Origin of the sequence: Streptomyces sp. 8N706 (genome assembly GCF_052245415.1) — a bacterium.
GTDB lineage: Bacteria > Actinomycetota > Actinomycetes > Streptomycetales > Streptomycetaceae > Streptomyces.
The window spans coordinates 160,939-176,531 of the sequence record NZ_JBQQBW010000001.1; the positions used below are offsets into that span (position 1 = coordinate 160,939).

The 15,593-nt window shown below is 71.2% G+C and carries 14 protein-coding genes and 2 pseudogenes; 7 read left to right on the plus strand and 9 right to left on the minus strand.

Annotation, left to right across the window (positions count from 1 at the left end; genetic code table 11):
* Positions 1-19: 19 nt before the first annotated feature.
* Entirely contained in the window at positions 20-1,414 is a 1,395-nt protein-coding gene (locus tag ACTWQE_RS00720; protein ID WP_443326772.1) for an FAD-binding oxidoreductase, read from the minus strand.
* Between the two features lie 182 nt (positions 1,415-1,596).
* Here ACTWQE_RS00720 and mptB point away from each other — a divergent pair, with 182 nt between their 5' ends.
* Together mptB and ACTWQE_RS00730 are read left to right on the plus strand one after the other, a co-directional pair.
* Complete coding sequence (mptB, locus tag ACTWQE_RS00725) at positions 1,597-3,021, plus strand: polyprenol phosphomannose-dependent alpha 1,6 mannosyltransferase MptB (RefSeq protein WP_443326773.1); 1,425 nt, start codon at positions 1,597-1,599, stop codon at positions 3,019-3,021.
* On the plus strand, positions 3,018-4,358 hold the full coding sequence (locus tag ACTWQE_RS00730; RefSeq protein ID WP_443326774.1) for a glycosyltransferase 87 family protein: 1,341 nt from the start codon (positions 3,018-3,020) through the stop codon (positions 4,356-4,358). Before mptB ends, ACTWQE_RS00730 begins: the two co-directional genes overlap by 4 nt.
* On the opposite strand, the gene ACTWQE_RS00735 is transcribed toward ACTWQE_RS00730, so the two are convergent.
* Positions 4,336-4,626, minus strand: coding sequence for a hypothetical protein (locus tag ACTWQE_RS00735; RefSeq protein WP_443326775.1), 291 nt, complete (start codon positions 4,624-4,626; stop codon positions 4,336-4,338). The two genes, ACTWQE_RS00730 and ACTWQE_RS00735, sit on opposite strands and share 23 nt — an antisense overlap.
* Positions 4,627-4,915: 289 nt before the next feature.
* Here ACTWQE_RS00735 and ACTWQE_RS00740 point away from each other — a divergent pair.
* Positions 4,916-5,113 (plus strand): annotated as a pseudogene (locus tag ACTWQE_RS00740) (helix-turn-helix domain-containing protein); the annotation flags it as partial.
* 43 nt (positions 5,114-5,156) lie between these two features.
* Here the strand turns inward: ACTWQE_RS00740 and soxR are convergent.
* Entirely contained in the window at positions 5,157-5,621 is a 465-nt protein-coding gene (gene soxR / locus ACTWQE_RS00745; protein ID WP_443326776.1) for a redox-sensitive transcriptional activator SoxR, read from the minus strand.
* A 178-nt stretch (positions 5,622-5,799) separates the two neighbouring features.
* On the opposite strand from soxR, the gene ACTWQE_RS00750 reads away from it, so the two are divergent.
* The 3 genes from ACTWQE_RS00750 to ACTWQE_RS00760 all read left to right on the plus strand — a co-directional run bounded on the left by ACTWQE_RS00750 (position 5,800) and on the right by ACTWQE_RS00760 (position 7,820).
* Positions 5,800-6,387 (plus strand): NADPH-dependent FMN reductase, encoded by a 588-nt coding sequence (locus ACTWQE_RS00750; RefSeq protein ID WP_443326777.1) that lies wholly within the window; start codon positions 5,800-5,802, stop codon positions 6,385-6,387.
* 66 nt (positions 6,388-6,453) lie between these two features.
* Entirely contained in the window at positions 6,454-6,711 is a 258-nt protein-coding gene (locus ACTWQE_RS00755) for a hypothetical protein (protein WP_443326779.1), read from the plus strand.
* A 209-nt stretch (positions 6,712-6,920) separates the two neighbouring features.
* On the plus strand, positions 6,921-7,820 hold the full coding sequence (locus tag ACTWQE_RS00760) for a class I SAM-dependent methyltransferase (protein WP_443326780.1): 900 nt from the start codon (positions 6,921-6,923) through the stop codon (positions 7,818-7,820).
* 97 nt (positions 7,821-7,917) lie between these two features.
* Here ACTWQE_RS00760 and ACTWQE_RS00765 read toward each other — a convergent pair whose 3' ends face one another.
* A complete protein-coding gene (locus tag ACTWQE_RS00765) occupies positions 7,918-8,142 on the minus strand; it encodes a hypothetical protein (protein WP_443326781.1) in 225 nt (74 codons plus the stop codon).
* A 363-nt stretch (positions 8,143-8,505) separates the two neighbouring features.
* Between ACTWQE_RS00765 and ACTWQE_RS00770 the strand changes: the two are divergent.
* Positions 8,506-8,691: pseudogene (locus ACTWQE_RS00770) on the plus strand (DUF1059 domain-containing protein); the annotation flags it as partial.
* 441 nt (positions 8,692-9,132) lie between these two features.
* Here the strand turns inward: ACTWQE_RS00770 and ACTWQE_RS00775 are convergent.
* The 5 genes from ACTWQE_RS00775 to ACTWQE_RS00795 all read right to left on the minus strand — a co-directional run bounded on the left by ACTWQE_RS00775 (position 9,133) and on the right by ACTWQE_RS00795 (position 15,453).
* The gene (locus ACTWQE_RS00775; RefSeq protein WP_443326839.1) at positions 9,133-10,806 is read right to left on the minus strand and encodes a glycoside hydrolase family 13 protein; all 1,674 of its coding nucleotides are present in this window, start codon (positions 10,804-10,806) and stop codon (positions 9,133-9,135) included.
* Positions 10,807-10,844: 38 nt separating this feature from the next.
* Positions 10,845-11,726, minus strand: a complete 882-nt coding sequence (locus ACTWQE_RS00780; protein ID WP_443326782.1) for a carbohydrate ABC transporter permease — start codon at positions 11,724-11,726, stop codon at positions 10,845-10,847.
* Positions 11,723-12,754, minus strand: a complete 1,032-nt coding sequence (locus ACTWQE_RS00785) for a carbohydrate ABC transporter permease (protein WP_443326783.1) — start codon at positions 12,752-12,754, stop codon at positions 11,723-11,725. Before ACTWQE_RS00785 ends, ACTWQE_RS00780 begins: the two co-directional genes overlap by 4 nt.
* A gap of 95 nt (positions 12,755-12,849) precedes the next feature.
* Positions 12,850-14,145, minus strand: a complete 1,296-nt coding sequence (locus tag ACTWQE_RS00790; protein WP_443326784.1) for an ABC transporter substrate-binding protein — start codon at positions 14,143-14,145, stop codon at positions 12,850-12,852.
* A 279-nt stretch (positions 14,146-14,424) separates the two neighbouring features.
* A complete protein-coding gene (locus ACTWQE_RS00795; protein ID WP_443326785.1) occupies positions 14,425-15,453 on the minus strand; it encodes a LacI family DNA-binding transcriptional regulator in 1,029 nt (342 codons plus the stop codon).
* Between the last annotated feature and the right edge of the window lie 140 nt (positions 15,454-15,593).

Below are 15,593 nucleotides of genomic sequence, written 5' to 3' on the forward strand. Positions count from 1 at the left end.
CGGTACGTCGTCGGCAGGATCACGCGGCGGGCGCGGGCTTGATGTTGTGGTTGAGACGGAAGACGTTGTCCGGGTCGTACTCCGCCTTCACCGCGGCGAGACGCCGGTAGTTCTCGGGACCGAACCCGGCGATCACCCGCTCCTCCCCCTCGTACCCGATGAAGTTGAGATAGACGGCGCCGCTGGACCAGGGCTGGAGATCGGCACGGATGTCATGAGCCCACCGGCGGGCCCGCTCGTCGTCGGCCGGGTCCTCCCAGAGGCCGAACGGATGGGCCACCCACGGCGCCCGGCGCCACGGAATGGGGAAGTCCGGGTTCATCCGGGCGGTCGCGCCGCCCTGGGGGAACAGCACATGCTGCGAGGGCGAGGGGACGATCATGTCGGACGCCCGGGCGCAGAAGAGGTCCACGGCCTCGTCGGGGAAGCTGTCGAGATGCTCCGCGGACCAGTAGTTCCGGCAGCCGGGAGGATCGTCGAGCATGCATTGCAGCTCGGCGTAGGGCAGTTCGACGATCATTTCGCCTGCGTGGCCGAGCCCCAGCATCGGCCGGGCCACCTCACGGGCCTCGGCCTCGCCGCCCGCGTAGGTGACCAGGGCCATGCATACCAGCTGTCCCACCATGTGCTCGGGGACGAACTCCTCCGGCGGTCCGGTGAGGAAGATGAGCCCTCCGCCGACCTCGTCGGGGGCGGATTCCAAGAAGTCGCGGTAGGCGCGCGTCACATCGCGCCCGGCGTCCGCCGGCCACAGCAGCATCATCGCCGTCACCGTGGGGAGCGGGTGCAGCCGGAAGGAGAACGAGGTCGCCACACCGAAGTTGCCCCCACCTCCGTGGAGGGCCCAGAACAGCTCGGGATTCTCGTCCTCGCTCGCCCGTACGGCGTTGCCGTCCGAGGTCACCAGATGAACCGAGAGCAGGTTGTCGCAGATGAGACCGTATTTGCGGTCGAGCCAACCCGCTCCGCCGCCCAGCGTGAAACCGCCCACCCCGGTGGTGGACACCCGGCCACCCGTCGTCGCCAGACCGTACGGTTCGCCGGCCCGGTCGAGATGGCTCATGGTGGCCCCGCCGGCGACCTCGGCGGTGCGCGCCCCGGGATCGACGACCACCGCGCTCATCCGCCGCAGGTCGATGACGAGGCCGCCGTCCGTGAGGGACATGCCCGCGACGCTGTGGCCGCCGCCGCGCACCGCGATCTCCAGATCGAGGTCCCGTCCGAAGCGGAGGGCCTTGGCGATGTCCTCCGGGGTCTCGCACTGGGCGATCGCCGAGGGCCGCCGGTCGATCATCGCGTTGAAGATCGTCCGGGCCTCGTCGTAGGCCGGGCCGTCGGGCGTGATCACCTCGCCCGTGAAGCCGTCGCGCAGATCCTTCAGTGCGGCGGTACCGCCCAGGGTCTCCGAAGCCATGGCACGTGCCTCTTCCCCGCGAGGTCGTGGTTGCTCTTCGACCGTAACCCCGGGCCCGCGGGAACGGCATATCGGGCAGGCATGGGCGATCCGCCCGCCCGTCAGGCGGGCGCCACACATCCGCCACCCCGCGGTGGGGACGCCGTTGCCCACCGGCCACCACCCGCTGTCAGCCTCCCAGGATGTCGGCGTTGGATGCAGTCGTGGCCCCCGACCGCTGCCGGACGCTCGGACTGGCGGGCTCCCTGGCGCTCCTCGCCGGAGGGCTGACCGCGGGGGCGCTGCCGCTGGCGGAGGTGCCCATGCCCTCGTCCGGGCGGGCCGCCCTCGGGCTGGTCTGCGCGTACTTCGGGCTCGTTCTGCTGGTCGCGGCGTGGTGGTGGCTGGGACGGGCGGTCCGCGGGCCGCGGCCGCCGACGCCCCGGGCGCTGATGCTGACCCTCACCACCTGGGCGGTACCGCTGCTGCTCGGCCCCCCGCTGTTCAGCCGGGATGTGTACAGCTATCTGGCGCAGGGCGTCATGGTCGACGCACAGATGGATGTGTACGCCCACGGGCCGGACCGGCTCGGCGGGCCGCTCGCGACCGAGGTGGCCCCGGACTGGCGGCAGACCCCGGCCCCGTACGGCCCGGTGTTCCTCGCGCTGGCCGCCGCCACGGCTGATCTCTCCCGCGCCGGGGTCGCCGCCGGAACCGTCGGTATGCGGCTGGTGGCCGTGGCCGGGGTCGCGCTGATGATCGCCTCGCTGCCCTCGCTGGCCCGCCGCTGCGGCGTCGACCCGGCCGCCGCGCTCTGGCTCGGCGCGCTCAACCCCCTGGTGCTGATGCATCTGGTCGCCGGTGCGCACAACGACGCGGTGATGCTCGGACTGCTCGGAGCCGGGCTGGTCGCCGCGTGGGCCGGGCGGCCTGTGCTGGGCGCCGTGCTCGTCTCACTCGCCGCGCTGGTCAAGGCGCCTGCCGTGCTGGGGCTGTTGGCCATCGCCGCGCTCTGGTCGTACCGGCTCGCCGGGCGCGCCCGGTATGCGCGGGCAGCGCTGCTCGCCGGCGCTGTCGCTCTGGGGACGACCGCCGCCGTGACTGCCGCGACCGGCACCGGCTATGGCTGGATCAGCGCGCTGGACACCCCCGTCTCCCCGGACAACTGGTCGCTGACCACGGGCCTCGGCCGGCTCAGCGGCGCGCTGCTGCACTCCGTGGACAGCGGTCTCGCCGAGTCCGCCGTACCGGCGTGGCGTCGGCTCGGCCTCGCCGCGACCGCCGTGGCGATCGCCGTGCTCTGGCGCCGCCACCAGCGGCTCGGCCCCGTCTACGCGCTGGGGCTGAGCCTGATGGCGGTGTTCACGCTGGGACCGGCGTTCCGGCCCTGGTACGCGCTGTGGGGGCTGTTCCTGATAGCGGCGGCCGCCCCGGACGGGCGGATACGGCGCTGGTGCGCGGTGGCGAGCGGGGTCCTCGCCCTGGCCGTGCTGCCCAGCGGATACGCCCCGGACCGGCTGCAGCTGACGCTCGCCGTCTCCGGTGGCGCGCTCGCGCTGCTCACGCTGTGGTGGGTATTCCCGGCCCCCGGGCGCGCGGTCGTCCCCCGGCCCCGGACGGCGTCGTGACCGGGCCCTCGACCACCTCCGGCCGGGTGCTGTCCGCCCTCGCCCTGGCCACCGCGACCGCGGTCTTCCTCGTGACCGTTCCCTTGCACCGGGACTTCTTCGACGTCGGCGTCTACTACGGCACCGTCAACCACTGGATCCACGACGGCGGTCAGATCTACGCGTATCTGCGCCCGGGCACGCACTACGGGTTCACCTATCCGCCGTTCGCCGCGGTGTGCATGCTGCCGATGGCCCTGATGGGCTGGACGGCCGCCGTGACGATCAGCGTGCTCCTCGGCGCCGCCGCCGCGGCCCTCCTGCTGCACTGGCTGGTCGTGCCGGTCATCCGGCGGGAGGGCTGGAGCCGGTGGTTCGCCGTCGCGGTGGCGGCATGCCTGTTCGCGCTGCTCGAACCGGTGCGGGACACCTTCAGTTTCGGACAGGTCAACCTGGTCCTGATGGCGCTGGTCTTCGCCGACGCCCGGCTGCTGGCCACGGGCGGTCCGGGGCGCCGCCGCTGGGCCGGTATCGGGATCGGCCTGGCCACGGCGATCAAGCTCACGCCGGCCCTCTTCATCGGCTATCTGCTGGTCACCCGGCGTCTGCACGCGGCCTGCCTGGCGGCGGGCACGGCCGCGGCCGCCACACTGGCCGGGGCCCTGGTGGCACCGGAGGCGTCGGTGGCGTACTGGACCGAGGCCCTGTGGAACACCGACCGCATCGGCTCACAGGCCTATGTGTCGAACCAGTCGCTGAACGGCGTGCTGGCCCGACTCGAGCCGGCCGACCCCAGCCGTACGGCCTGGCTGCTCGGTGTGCTCGCCGTGCTGGCCGTCTGGGCGGTCCGGTCCCGCCGGTCCGCCGCGCACGGTGACGTGTGGTCAGGCTTCGCGCTGACGGGGGCGGCCGCCTGTCTGACCAGCCCGGTCACCTGGGTCCACCACCTGGTCTGGCTGGCCCCCTCCCTCGTCCTGCTCGCCGACACGGGCCTGCGCCGCGGCCGCCGCGCCCTGCTGGTGACCTCCGCGGTGCTCTACGTCGTGCTGTGCAGCAGCGTGGTCTGGCTGTGGCGGTGGGACTCCACCGGGGTGGACGCCTTTCTGGGCGGCAACCTCTATGTCTGGATCTCCCTGGGGCTGCTGATCTTCCTTCCGCGGCGGGAGCGGGTGGACCGGGAGCCGGTGGACAGGGAGGCGGCGGACGGGGAGGCGGCGGAGCCCGCCGACGGGCCGCGGACCGCCGCGGCCCGCGGGCGCCGCTGGGGACGGGTCCGCGCGCCCGGCACCGTGCCGAGAACGTCCCCGCCTCCCGGCGCGGCGGGAACGGCGCGGTTCAGCCGAGGAGTTCGGAGGTGACGAGGGTGCAGGAGAACAGCTCTTCGCCGTCCTGGTGACCGGAGACACGTGTGATGGAGCCGGAGCCGTCCCCGGCCATACGCTCCGCCTCGATCCAGCACGGCCCGGTGAGTTCGGCGTAGCGCCCGAACGTCGCGGTGAGGGTGGTGGGGAGGGGGACGGCCGCCGGAGTGAGGGCGCTGGGCCCTCGCCGGGACCGCCCCGGCCGCCTCCACCGCCGAGGCCGCCCCGCTGTCCGTGACGTCCACGGCGACGGTGTGGGACGCACGCGTCCTGGAGATCACCTCCACCGCGGACAGCCTCCGGGCGCCGAGCACCGCCACCCCGAGCCGACCACCTTCCGCTCCACGACGACCGCGGAGGGCCCGGGCTGGATCGGGCTGGCCCGGCTCCGCCCGGGGGTGACCTGGGAACAGTTCCGCGCGACCATGCGGAAGGTCATATCCACCAACGATCCCGACATCGTCGCGGGCAGCAGGGAGCTCGCGGAGTCCGCCGTGCTGCTCGGGGGCACCGTCATCCACCCCGCCGGCGAGAGCATCGGCACCAAGGCGCGCGGCTCCGATCCGCTCAGCCGTCTCACCCCGCAGGAGCTCCAGGTCGTACGGCTCGCCGCGACGGGCCTGAGCAACCGTGAGATCGGGGCCCAACTCTTCCTCAGCCCGCGGACGGTGGGCTACCACCTCTCCAACGCCTATCCGAAGCTGGGCGTCACCTCCCGGGGCGAGCTCCCCCGGATCGACATGGCGGCGTAGAGCGACCGGCCGGCGCCGCCAGGCCTCCGCCCCCGGCAGGGGCTCAGGCGCTTCCAGGCCTGATGAGCCGACGCGGTCCGGGACCCTCCTCGCCGAGTTCGTCGTACGGGTTCGCCAGCAGGCAGCGGTCGATCGACAGACAGCCGCAGCCGATGCAGTCGGTGAGGTTGTCACGCAACCGCTGCAGCTCTTCGATACGGGCGTTGAGGTCCTTGCGCCAGCACTCGGAGACCCGCGCCCAGTCGTCGCGGGTGGGCGTACGCCCCTCGGGCAGCAGGGAGAGGACCTCCCGGATCATCGCGAGCGGGATGCCGACGCGTTGCGAGGCGCGGATGAAGGCTACCCGGCGGAGGGTGTCCCGGCCGTAACGGCGCTGGTTTCCCGGGGTGCGCCGGCTGTGGATGAGGCCTTGGCGCTCGTAGAAGCGCAGGGCGGACGAGGGGACGCCGCTGCGTTCGGCCAGTTCTCCGACCGTGATCTCCCGGACATTCCAAGGTAGTTGGCTCATCCTGCCACCGTAGCTTGACTTGAACCTTTGTTTAAGTTGGACGCTTTCATTCAGGGAGACAGCCGGAGGCCGGGCTCATCGTCCACTTCGCGCTCTCGCCGCGGTGCCCTGGAGGCGACGGTTCCCCGTACGTCCTCCGGCGCCGTCACCGCCCGATGTCCGTATCGAAGGAGATCTGATGTCCGACACACCCATCCGACTGGCCGTCATCATCGGGAGCGTCCGGGAAGGCCGGTTCGGTCCCACCGTCGCCCAGTGGTTCGTCGACGAGGCCCGGCCCCGTACCGACAGCGACATCGACGTCATCGACCTCGCCGAGATCGACCTGGGCATGACGGCGCCCACGATGGATCCCGCACCCGAGGTGGCCGCCGTTCTGGAGCAGGTGAGCCCGCGCCTGGAGGCCGCCGATGCCTTTGTCGTGGTGACCCCCGAGTACAACCACAGCTACCCGGCGGGTCTGAAGAATGTGATCGACTGGCACCACGCGCAGTGGAACGCCAAGCCGGTCGGATTCGTCTCCTACGGTGGTGTGTCCGGTGGGCTGCGGGCGGTGGAGCACCTGCGCCAGGTCTTCGCCGAGCTGCACGCGGTCACCGTGCGGGACACGGTCAGCTTCCACAACGCGTGGCAGCAGTTCGGTGAGGACGGTCGGCCGATCGCCCCGGAGGGCTGCAACGCGGCGGCCAAGACCATGCTCGACCAGCTCACCTGGTGGGCCCAGGCCCTCCGGGAGGCACGCACCAAGCGCCCGTACGGCACCTGAGCGGCAGGGGCGGGGCGCGGGGGACGGGGGGTGCCGTCCCCCGGGGACCGAGGGGACGGATCACACATGCTCGGGGCACAGCGCTTCGCCGGCCGGGGCGGCGAGGGCCCCGACGAGCCCGTCCCGGCGGTCTTCGCCGGGCTGAGCATCACCGTACGAACGGCTGCCGGGCTGCTCGGCCTGGGGCTCCAGACGGTCACTGCCCTGATCGACTCCGGTGAGCTGGTGTGCGAGGGCGGCGGCGTCGACCGCCGCTATCTCACCCTGTCCAGCGTGCTGGCGTACCGCCGCTCCCTGCGCCTCAACGCGGTAGGGCGGGACTGAGCGACTGAAGGGGCGGAGGGGGCCGGAGGGGCGGGGACGGGCAGCGCGGCCAACCGCGGACGACCGGCGGGTGACCGTGACGGAAACCCTGGCGCCCGGCGCCGGAACGGCACACAAAACACACATGGGGGTCGGCTCGATGACGCTTTTCCGCCCCTACTGTGGCGGCCGATTCCGCCCGTACCCTGCCCCATCGAGGACGACATCACATGACGGCGACCCTCACCCCAGCAGAGCAGCGACCACGTCGGCTGAACGACGTCAAAGGCTGGTTTCCCAGCCTTGACCAGGTACTTTTCGATCGTTTCCTCTCCCGCCAGCAGCGCCTCGACGAACCCGGGGACCTGCTGGAGATGGGTGTCTTCATGGGGAAAAGCGCCATCTTCACCGGCAGCTTCCTCCGGGAGGGGGAGCGCTTCACGGTCTGTGACCTCTTCGACGCCCCGGCGCCGGACGAGCAGAACGCGGCGGAGGCGCGGAAGTCCTACCCGACGCTCACCCGTGTCGCCTTCGAGCAGAACTATCTGGCTTTCCACGAGGAGCTGCCCTACGTCATCCAGGGCCCCACGTCCGCCGTCCCGGGGCATGTCGATGCGGACACCTGCCGGTTCGTCCATGTCGACGCCTCGCATCTGTACGAGCATGTGGCGGGCGACATCGACACGGCGCGCAAGTCCCTGCTGCCCGGCGGGGTGGTGGTCCTGGACGACTTCCGCTCCGAGCACACCCCCGGTGTGGCCGCCGCGGCCTGGGAGGCGGTGTTCAACCACGGACTGCGCCCGGTCTGTCTGAGCACGCAGAAGCTCTACGGCACGTGGGACGACCCCGAGCCGCTGCAGGAGGAACTGCTCGCCGAGACCGAGTGGCGCAGCGATCTGCACATGAGCGTGCAGGAGATCGCCGGTCGCCGGGTGCTCCGCTTCTCGGGCCGCCCGCAGGCGCCGGCGGCTCCGGCCTCCCGTTTCGCCGACGAGGCCCCGGGCCCTGGCGACCCGCAGGCCCCTGCCACGCCGGGCCGCCCCGCCCGCCGGCCCTCGCGCGCCCGCCGTCTCGCCGCCGATGTCCTCCCCCCGGTGATCACCCGGGCGATCCGCCGCCGCCGGGGCTGACCAGCGGCTCTCTCAGCACACCACCGCGGCGGCACACGACGCCGTACCGGCCTCGCGTGCCGCCGCGGTGGTGTCCTGCGCGGACGGCGCCGTCCGGCTACGGCGACCAGGTGTACATGTCGCCGTTCACCCATCTGACGACCGCGGGGTCCTCGAGGTCCGGATGCTCCACCCCCGCGTGGCGGGCGAACGCGATCACATCCGCGATGCTGTGCGCCTTCCCGACAGTGGTCCCGCCGATCTGCACCACACGGAAGGGCGGGTCGCCGGGTTCGGGGCCCCGGACGATGACCGGGGGCGGCTCCGGGATGCTCTCGCTCATTCCTCCAGCGTGCGGTCGCCCGCGCCGGGATGCATCCGGTGATCTCCCCGGCGACGCCTTCCGCGTGACTCAGGGAGGCGGTTCCGGGACGCGGTTTCCGCGACGCGACCCCGGCTGCGCGATACCGGCTCGGCGATCCCGGCCGCGTGATACCGGCTCGGGCGATCCGGCCGCCCGATGCCTGCCGGGGCGACCCGGCCGTGTGACGTGGGGCCGGGCGGACGCCGGGCCGGAGGCGTGCCGTGGCGTATACGGGCGCCGAGTGGTCGCTGCCTCCCATGACACCAAGTCCGATGTGCCCGAGTTCGCAGTCATTCATGCGGGTTTAATCTGAGGGGAGAAGCCGTCCTCCAGGAGGCCGTCATGACAAGGAAAGTCGCCGACTGCCGGAGATTCCCCAGTGAGTCGCACTGCACGCTCACCATCTCGGGAGAGGAGGAAGAGGTCGTCCGCGCGGCCATCGAGCACGCGGTATCGGTCCACCAGCACCAGGACGGCCCGGAGCTGCGCGGACAGGTCCGCGCGCTGCTCGAGGACGAACGCATCCCAGCCATTCCCAGGTCGGGCCCGCCTCCCCCCGAAGGCGAAATTTTCGATTTGTAGTTCGAACAATCCCCGCCGGGTCCCGGGCAGGCGATCAACGGCCCCGGCCGCGGAAGATTCCCTTCTGTTCTCTCGAAGGGATCGTGGCACTCGACGCGCGCCCCCGACCGGAAAGGGCCGTCAACGGCACCTCCGGCCTCGCGCACCCGCGGCCGTTCCGCCGCCGCCCGCGTTTCCAGCGCCCGCGTTTCCGGCGCCCTTATGTCCAGCGCCCGCGGTTCCAGCGTCCGCGTTTCCGGCGCCCGTATGTCCAGCGCCCGCGGTCCGCGAACGCCACGGTTCTCGCCGCCGCGCTGTCCCGCACCGCGGCGGCGAGGACCGTTCGCCCCGTACGGCTCCCGGCCGTGGTTCCTTCCGCCACGGCCGGTGTCGTGGAGGCGGGTGCGCTCAGCAGGCCAGCCAGACGGCCGCGTCGCCGGGCAGCCGCCCGTCCTCGAGCGGCGCGCTCGCCAGGATCACGCCCCGGTGGCCGGGCAGGGCCACCGGCTCCGGCGAGAGGTTGACCACGCAGCGCAGGCCGGGGGCGCGGGTGAAGGACAGCACCTCCTCCTCCGGGCGGGAGTCCCACGTCAACGCTCCGTCGCCGAGCGCCGGATGGCTGCGCCGGATCCGCAGCGCCTCCTGGTACAGCTCCAGCATCGACTCCTCGTCGCCGAGCTGTGCCTCCGCCGTCAGCTCCTTCCAGGCCGCCGGCTGCGGCAGCCACGGCTGCGCCCCCGCGTCCTCGGGGCTGTAGCCGAACGGCGGGACGTCGCCCGACCAGGGCATGGGCACACGGCAGCCGTCGCGACCCCGGTCGGTGCGTCCTGACCGCTCCCATGTGGGGTCCTGGAGCAGCTCCTCCGGGAGATCCTCCACCTCCCACAGCCCGAGCTCCTCGCCCTGGTAGATGTACGCGCCCCCGGGGAGCGCGAGCGTGAGGAGCGCCGCGGCGCGAGCCCGCGCCGTACCCAGCGTCCGGTCGAACGGCTGGTCGGGGGCCAGCTCGGCCAGCGACCGTACGGGCCGGTCCGGCTGCGGCCTGCCGTAACGGGAGACATGGCGTGCGACGTCATGGTTGGAGAGCACCCAGGTCGCCGGGGCCTCCACCGCGCCCAGAGCCGCCAGCGAGGCGTCGATCGCCCGGCGGAGACCGGCGGCACGCCACGGCGCCGTCAGATAGTCGAAGTTGAAGGCGGTGTGCAGTTCATCCGGCCTGACGTAGCGGGCGAGCCGCTCCGGAGCGCCGGTCCAGGCCTCCGCGACGAACACCCGGGGGTCGTCGTAGGAATCCGCGACGGCCCGCCAGCCGCGGAAGATCTCGTGGACGCCGTCGCGGTCCCAGTGCGGGTGGTCGTCATGGGACGCCGCCCCGACGAGTTCGATGTCCGAGGACCCGAGGTCGGGCAGGCCCGGATCCTTGACCAGCGCGTGCGCGACATCGATCCGGACTCCGTCGACACCGCGGTCGAACCAGAACCGCAGGATCGACTCGAATTCCGCGCGGACCTCCTGGCTTTCCCAGTTGAGGTCGGGCTGCTCCGGTGCGAACAGGTGCAGGTACCACTGCCCCGGCGAACCGTCCGGCTCGGTGACGCGGGTCCAGGCGGACCCGCCGAAGACGCTGCGCCAGTTGTTCGGGGGCAGAGCACCGTCCGGCCCGAGGCCGGACCGGAAGATATAGCGCTCCCTGGCGGCGGAGCCGGGCCCGCCGGCGAGCGCCTCCTGGAACCAGCGGTGCTGGTCGGAGGTGTGGTTGGGGACGATGTCGATGACGACCCGCAACCCGAGGCCGTGAGCCTCCTCGATCATCGTCCGGGCCTCGGCGAGCGTGCCGAAGGCCGGGTCGATGGCCCGGTAGTCGGCGACGTCGTAACCGCCGTCGGCCATCGGGGAGGGGTACCAGGGGTTCAGCCACAGGGCGTCGACGCCCAGGTCGGCGAGGTAGGGCAGCCGCTTCCGCAGTCCGGCGAGGTCGCCGATGCCGTCGCCGCTGCCGTCCGCGAAACTGCGGATGTAGACCTGGTAGATCACCGCGCTGCGCCACCAGTCATCGGTGGACGGGGTCCGGTCACGCGGCACGGGCGTCTCCTGGAGGGTGAGGGGGTGGCGCGACGAGGTCACTTGACGGCTCCTGCGGTGAGGCCGGCGATGATGCGGCGTTGGAAGATCAGAACAAGGACGACCAGGGGCACGGTGACGACGACACCGGCCGCCATCTTGGTGCCGTAGGGGATGTCGAAGCCGGTCGCACCGCCGAAGCGGGCGATGGCCACGGTGGCGGTCTGCATGGAGGTCCGGTTGACCATCGACAGCGCGATGATGAACTCGTTCCATGCGCCGATGAACGTCAGTATCGCGGTGGTGAAGACACCGGGCGCGGTGAGCGGAAGGATGACCTTGCGGAACGCCTGACCCGGAGTGCAGCCGTCCACCATGGCCGCCTGCTCCAGCTCACGCGGCAACTGACGGAAGAAGGCGGTCAGATTCCAGACCGCGAGCGGCAGGGCGAACGACAGCGACGGCACGATCATCGCCTGGTACGTGTTGACCCAGTGCAGATGGTTGGTGAAGAGCTTGAGCATCGGCACGACCAGGGAGATGCCGGGGAACATCGAGGTGGCGATGATCACCGCGAGTACGGCGTTCTTGCCCCGGAAGTCCAGCCGTGCGAGCGCGTACGAGGTGATCGTGGCGATCACCAGCGTCAGCACCGTGGTCGTACCGGCGACGATCAGACTGTTGAGCAGCGCCCGTCCGAATCCGTTGCCGGGGCGCAGCACCGCCCGGTAGTTGTCCAGCGACCACGGTGACGGCAGCAGGGACGTGGCGAACAGGTCCGAGCTGCGCCGGAAGCTGGAGACCGCCATCCAGTAGAACGGCGCCAGGCAGTACACGACGATCGCCGCCATCCCGAGAAGGCGGAGCGCGGTCCGGCGGGAGGCGGACCCGGTACGCCCGGACCCGGTACGCCCGGGCCGCGCCGGGGCGATGGCGCTCATACGGTTGCCTCCTTCGCCCGGCCGCGCCGCAGAAGTCCGGCGCGGCGCCTGCCCGTTCTCTTCTCCGTGCCGTCCGTGGAGAGGATGTCCGCCCCGAGGACCTTGACGAAGACGAAGGCGACCGCGGCCACGTAGAGGAAGAGCAGCACCGAGTACGCGGCGGCGGGGCCGTACCGGGTGTTGGCGGCCTCGTCGAAGGCGAGCATGGACAGCGTCTCCACCGAGTCCTTGTGGGCGCCGATGAGCACATAGGGAAGGTCGAACATCCGCAGTGCGTCGAGCAGTCGGAACAGCACCGCGACCAGCAGGACCGGGCGCAGCAGGGGCAGGGTGACCCGGGTGAACTGCTGCCAGGCGTTGGCGCCGTCCATCCGTGCCGCCTCATGGACCTCACCCGGTATGAGCTGCAGCCCGGCCAGTATCAGTAGACCGACGAACGGGGCGGTCTTCCAGGTCTCCGCGACGATGACGGCGAGCGCGGCCTGGAAACCGTCGGTGGTCCACAGCACCTGCTGTCCGAGGAGGGTGTTGGCCACACCGTCCGCCTGGAATATCCACTGCCACAGCAGGCCGGAGACCACGGTCGGGATCGCCCACGGCACCAGGATGGAGGCCCGTACGAGCGCCCGGCCGCGCACCACCTTGTGCATCACCAGCGCCATGACGACACCGAGCACGGTCTCGATCAGCACGGTGGTGAAGGTGAAGAACGTGGTGTTCGTCCAGGCGTTCCAGAACCGCTCGGCCGCCTCGCCGTGGAAGAGGCCGGCATAGTGGCCGAGACCGACGAACCGCTCGCCGGTCCGGACGAAACCGGAGCTGTCGAGGCCGGAGTTCTTGGTGAACAGGGACTCGCGGACGGCGGCGACGACCGGGTAGCCGGCGACGAGCCCCAGGACGGCGATCGTCGGGGAGAGGAGGACCGCGGCCAGACGGGCGGTGCCCTGCCGGCGGCGCCGGGCCGTGGGCGGCGCCGATCCGGGGGGCCGGGCGGTGGCCGGGGGCGGTGGTGCCGTCAGAGTCGGCATGGACGATTCACCTCAACAGGATGCGGGGGGCGGCGAGGGCCGGGGCTCCGGACGGCCGGGTACGGCGGCGGCCGTGCGAAGCCCCGGCGGCGTGGTCACGGGTTGCTGATCCCCTGGAGCTTCTTCTCCAGGCCCGCCAGGGCCTTCTCGGGCGTGACCTCTCCGTTCAGCGCGCGGTAGGCCGCCTCTTGGATCGCCGCGGTCGCGTCCCCGTAGCGCACGACGCGCGGCCGTGGGTTTGCGGTGAGGATCGACTGCTTGAGGACCGGGAGGTACGGGTACGTGGCGACGAGGTCCTTCTCGCCGTACAGCCGGGAGCGCGTGGGAGCGTTGGAGCTCAGCAGCAGGTTCTCCCGCTGCATCCGCTCACCGGTCATGAACGTCAGGAAGTCCAGGGCCGTCGCCTTGTGCTTCGCGTTCGAGCTGATCGCCAGGTTGTGACCGCCGAGGCTGGAGACCCCGGGGCCGTCGAGGCCGGGGAGCGGGGAGACGGCGAACTTGCCCGCCACCTTCGATGAGCCGTCGTCGGCGTTGGCGAGCGACCACTGATAGGGCCACTGGCGGTGGAACACCAGCCTGCCCTGCTGGAACGCCTGCCGACCCTCCTCCTCCTTGAAGGTGATCGCCTTCTTGGGAATCAGGCCGCTCTTGAAGGCGTCGGTGAAGAAGCTCAGGCCCTTCACGGCCTGGGGTGAGTTCACGCGCGGCCGGCCGCGGTCGTCCACGACGGAACCGCCCGCGCTGTCGACCATCTCGGCGAAGTTCACCGAGAGACCTTCGTACTTCTCGAACTGTCCCGCATAACAGGACATGCGCTTCGCCTCCGGCAGGGCGAGCACCTTGGTGCAAGCGTCCTTCATCTGCTTCCAGGTGCTCGGTGGCTTCACGCCTGCCTTCTCGAGCAAGTCCTTGCGGAAGTAGAGCAGTCCGCCGTCCGAGGTCCAGGGCGCCGCGTACAGCCCGCCCCGGTAGGAGGCGCCTTCGATGGTCGGCTTGAGGTACGCGGAGGTGTCCAGGGCGTCCTTCGGCAGTCGCGCGATCCATCGGTTGGCCGCGAACTCCGCCGTCCAGACCACGTCGAGATTGAGCACCGAGAACTCACCGGACTTCAGCTCCGCGTCCTGGATCATCCGCTGCCGCTGCTCGTCCGGCGAGTCGGACAGCTCGATGGCGCGTACGCGCTCCTTGGGGTGACCGGCGTTCCAGCGGTCGATGATCTTGGACAGGGTGCCGTTGTTGTCCTTGCCCGTGGCGAGGGTGATCGGCCCCCGGCCGGTGAGCGCCGACGCGCTGTCCTCGGCGTCGCCGCCCCCGCCCGTACCGCTTCCGCATCCGGCGAGAGCGGACGCGACCAGTGCCGCGACGCCTGCTCTTGGCAACCAGTGACCCATTGGTCTCTCCTCACTTCACGCCTTCGTCGGCGGTACAGCCGGGGCGCGGTGCCGGAAAGACTAGGAAGGCCGAAGTGGAATCGTCTACGGTTACCGGCAAGTTTCTTTCATATATTTGCAAGGAGACGTCATGCCCTGCACACCGAACGGAGCGCGACGGGGACGTGCGGAGGATGGCGGGTGGTCCCCATGGCGGTGCGGCCTGCTGGGGGATGAGGGAACGCCACAGGGGCGCCCCGCCGTCGCGGGGCGCCCCTGTGGTCCGTTGTGTCGCGCCGGTCAGTCGGTGTCGCCGGCGCGGGGCGGAGCGACACCGGTGCTGCCGCGCACCACCAGTTCGGGCTCGAAGAGCAGCTCCTCCGGGCGCCCGTTCTCACCGGAGATCTGGTTCGTCAGCAGGGCGACCACGGCCCGGCCCATGGCGTCGACCGGCTGCCTGACGGTGGTCAGCGGCGGATCGGCGAAGGGCATGAAGGCCGAGTCGTCGTACCCCACGACCGAGACATCGCCGGGGACGTCGAGTTTCATCCGGCGGGCCGCCCTGATCACTCCCAGGGCCATCGCGTCGCTGCCGCAGACCACGCCGGTGACGCCGCGCTCGAAGAGCTGCAAGGCGGCCGACGTCCCTCCCTCCAGGGTGTACATGGTCTGCACGATGTCCGGGTCCGCATCGGTTTCACCCAGGTGTTCCCGGACGGCCGACCGGAAGGCGCCGATCTTGCGCCCGGCCGGGACATGGTCCTGCCCGCCCCCTGCCAGGCCGATCCGCCGGTGACCGAGGGAGGCGAGATGGCGGACGGCGAGTTCGACCGCGAGCGCATCATCGGCGGAGACGCACGGGATCTTCAGATCCTCGATGATGCCGTTGACGGCGACGACGGGGAGCCCGCGCTCCGCCAGGCGGTCGTAGTGGGCGTGGTCCGCCGCCTGTTCCGAATGGAGACCGCAGACGAAGACCGCGCCGGCGACCTGGTGTTCCAGCAGCATGTCGACGTAATCGCTCTCCTGCACTCCGCCCAGCGTCCGTGTGCACAGCACAGGGGTGAAGCCCCGCTGGGCGAGCGTGCTGCCGATGACCTCCGCGAACGCCGGAAAAACCGGGTTGCCCATCTCGGGGACCACCAGGCCGACCAGGCGGTTCGCCCGTCCGCGCAGCTGCGGCGGCCGCTCGTACCCCAGGACGTCCAGTGCCGTCAGCACGGCGGCACGGGTGGACTGCGCGACCCCCGGTTTGCCGTTCAGGACGCGACTCACCGTCGCCTCACTGACGCCCGCGTACTCCGCGACCTCCACCAATCGACTCGCCATGCCGCAAGTCTATGGCAAATTCCTTGCAGGCCTTGCTGGTGCTTTCAGCGACCAGCCGGAGGGGCGGGAGGCCGGACACGCTCTGCCCTCCGTGTCTCTCGGGAGCGGACGGGTCGCCCCTCGCTATATTCGAACTAGAA

What these genes read in the sequence shown, in the direction of transcription:
- ACTWQE_RS00720 (WP_443326772.1), bottom strand. Translation starts at nt 1,414, where the DNA reads ATGGCTTCGGAGACCCTGGGCGGTACCGCCGCACTGAAGGATCTGCGC.
- mptB (WP_443326773.1), top strand. Translation starts at nt 1,597, where the DNA reads ATGTCGGCGTTGGATGCAGTCGTGGCCCCCGACCGCTGCCGGACGCTC.
- soxR (WP_443326776.1), bottom strand. Translation starts at nt 5,621, where the DNA reads ATGAGCCAACTACCTTGGAATGTCCGGGAGATCACGGTCGGAGAACTG.
- ACTWQE_RS00750 (WP_443326777.1), top strand. Translation starts at nt 5,800, where the DNA reads ATGTCCGACACACCCATCCGACTGGCCGTCATCATCGGGAGCGTCCGG.
- ACTWQE_RS00755 (WP_443326779.1), top strand. Translation starts at nt 6,454, where the DNA reads ATGCTCGGGGCACAGCGCTTCGCCGGCCGGGGCGGCGAGGGCCCCGAC.
- ACTWQE_RS00760 (WP_443326780.1), top strand. Translation starts at nt 6,921, where the DNA reads ATGACGGCGACCCTCACCCCAGCAGAGCAGCGACCACGTCGGCTGAAC.
- ACTWQE_RS00765 (WP_443326781.1), bottom strand. Translation starts at nt 8,142, where the DNA reads ATGAGCGAGAGCATCCCGGAGCCGCCCCCGGTCATCGTCCGGGGCCCC.
- ACTWQE_RS00780 (WP_443326782.1), bottom strand. Translation starts at nt 11,726, where the DNA reads ATGAGCGCCATCGCCCCGGCGCGGCCCGGGCGTACCGGGTCCGGGCGT.
- ACTWQE_RS00785 (WP_443326783.1), bottom strand. Translation starts at nt 12,754, where the DNA reads ATGCCGACTCTGACGGCACCACCGCCCCCGGCCACCGCCCGGCCCCCC.
- ACTWQE_RS00790 (WP_443326784.1), bottom strand. Translation starts at nt 14,145, where the DNA reads ATGGGTCACTGGTTGCCAAGAGCAGGCGTCGCGGCACTGGTCGCGTCC.
- ACTWQE_RS00795 (WP_443326785.1), bottom strand. Translation starts at nt 15,453, where the DNA reads ATGGCGAGTCGATTGGTGGAGGTCGCGGAGTACGCGGGCGTCAGTGAG.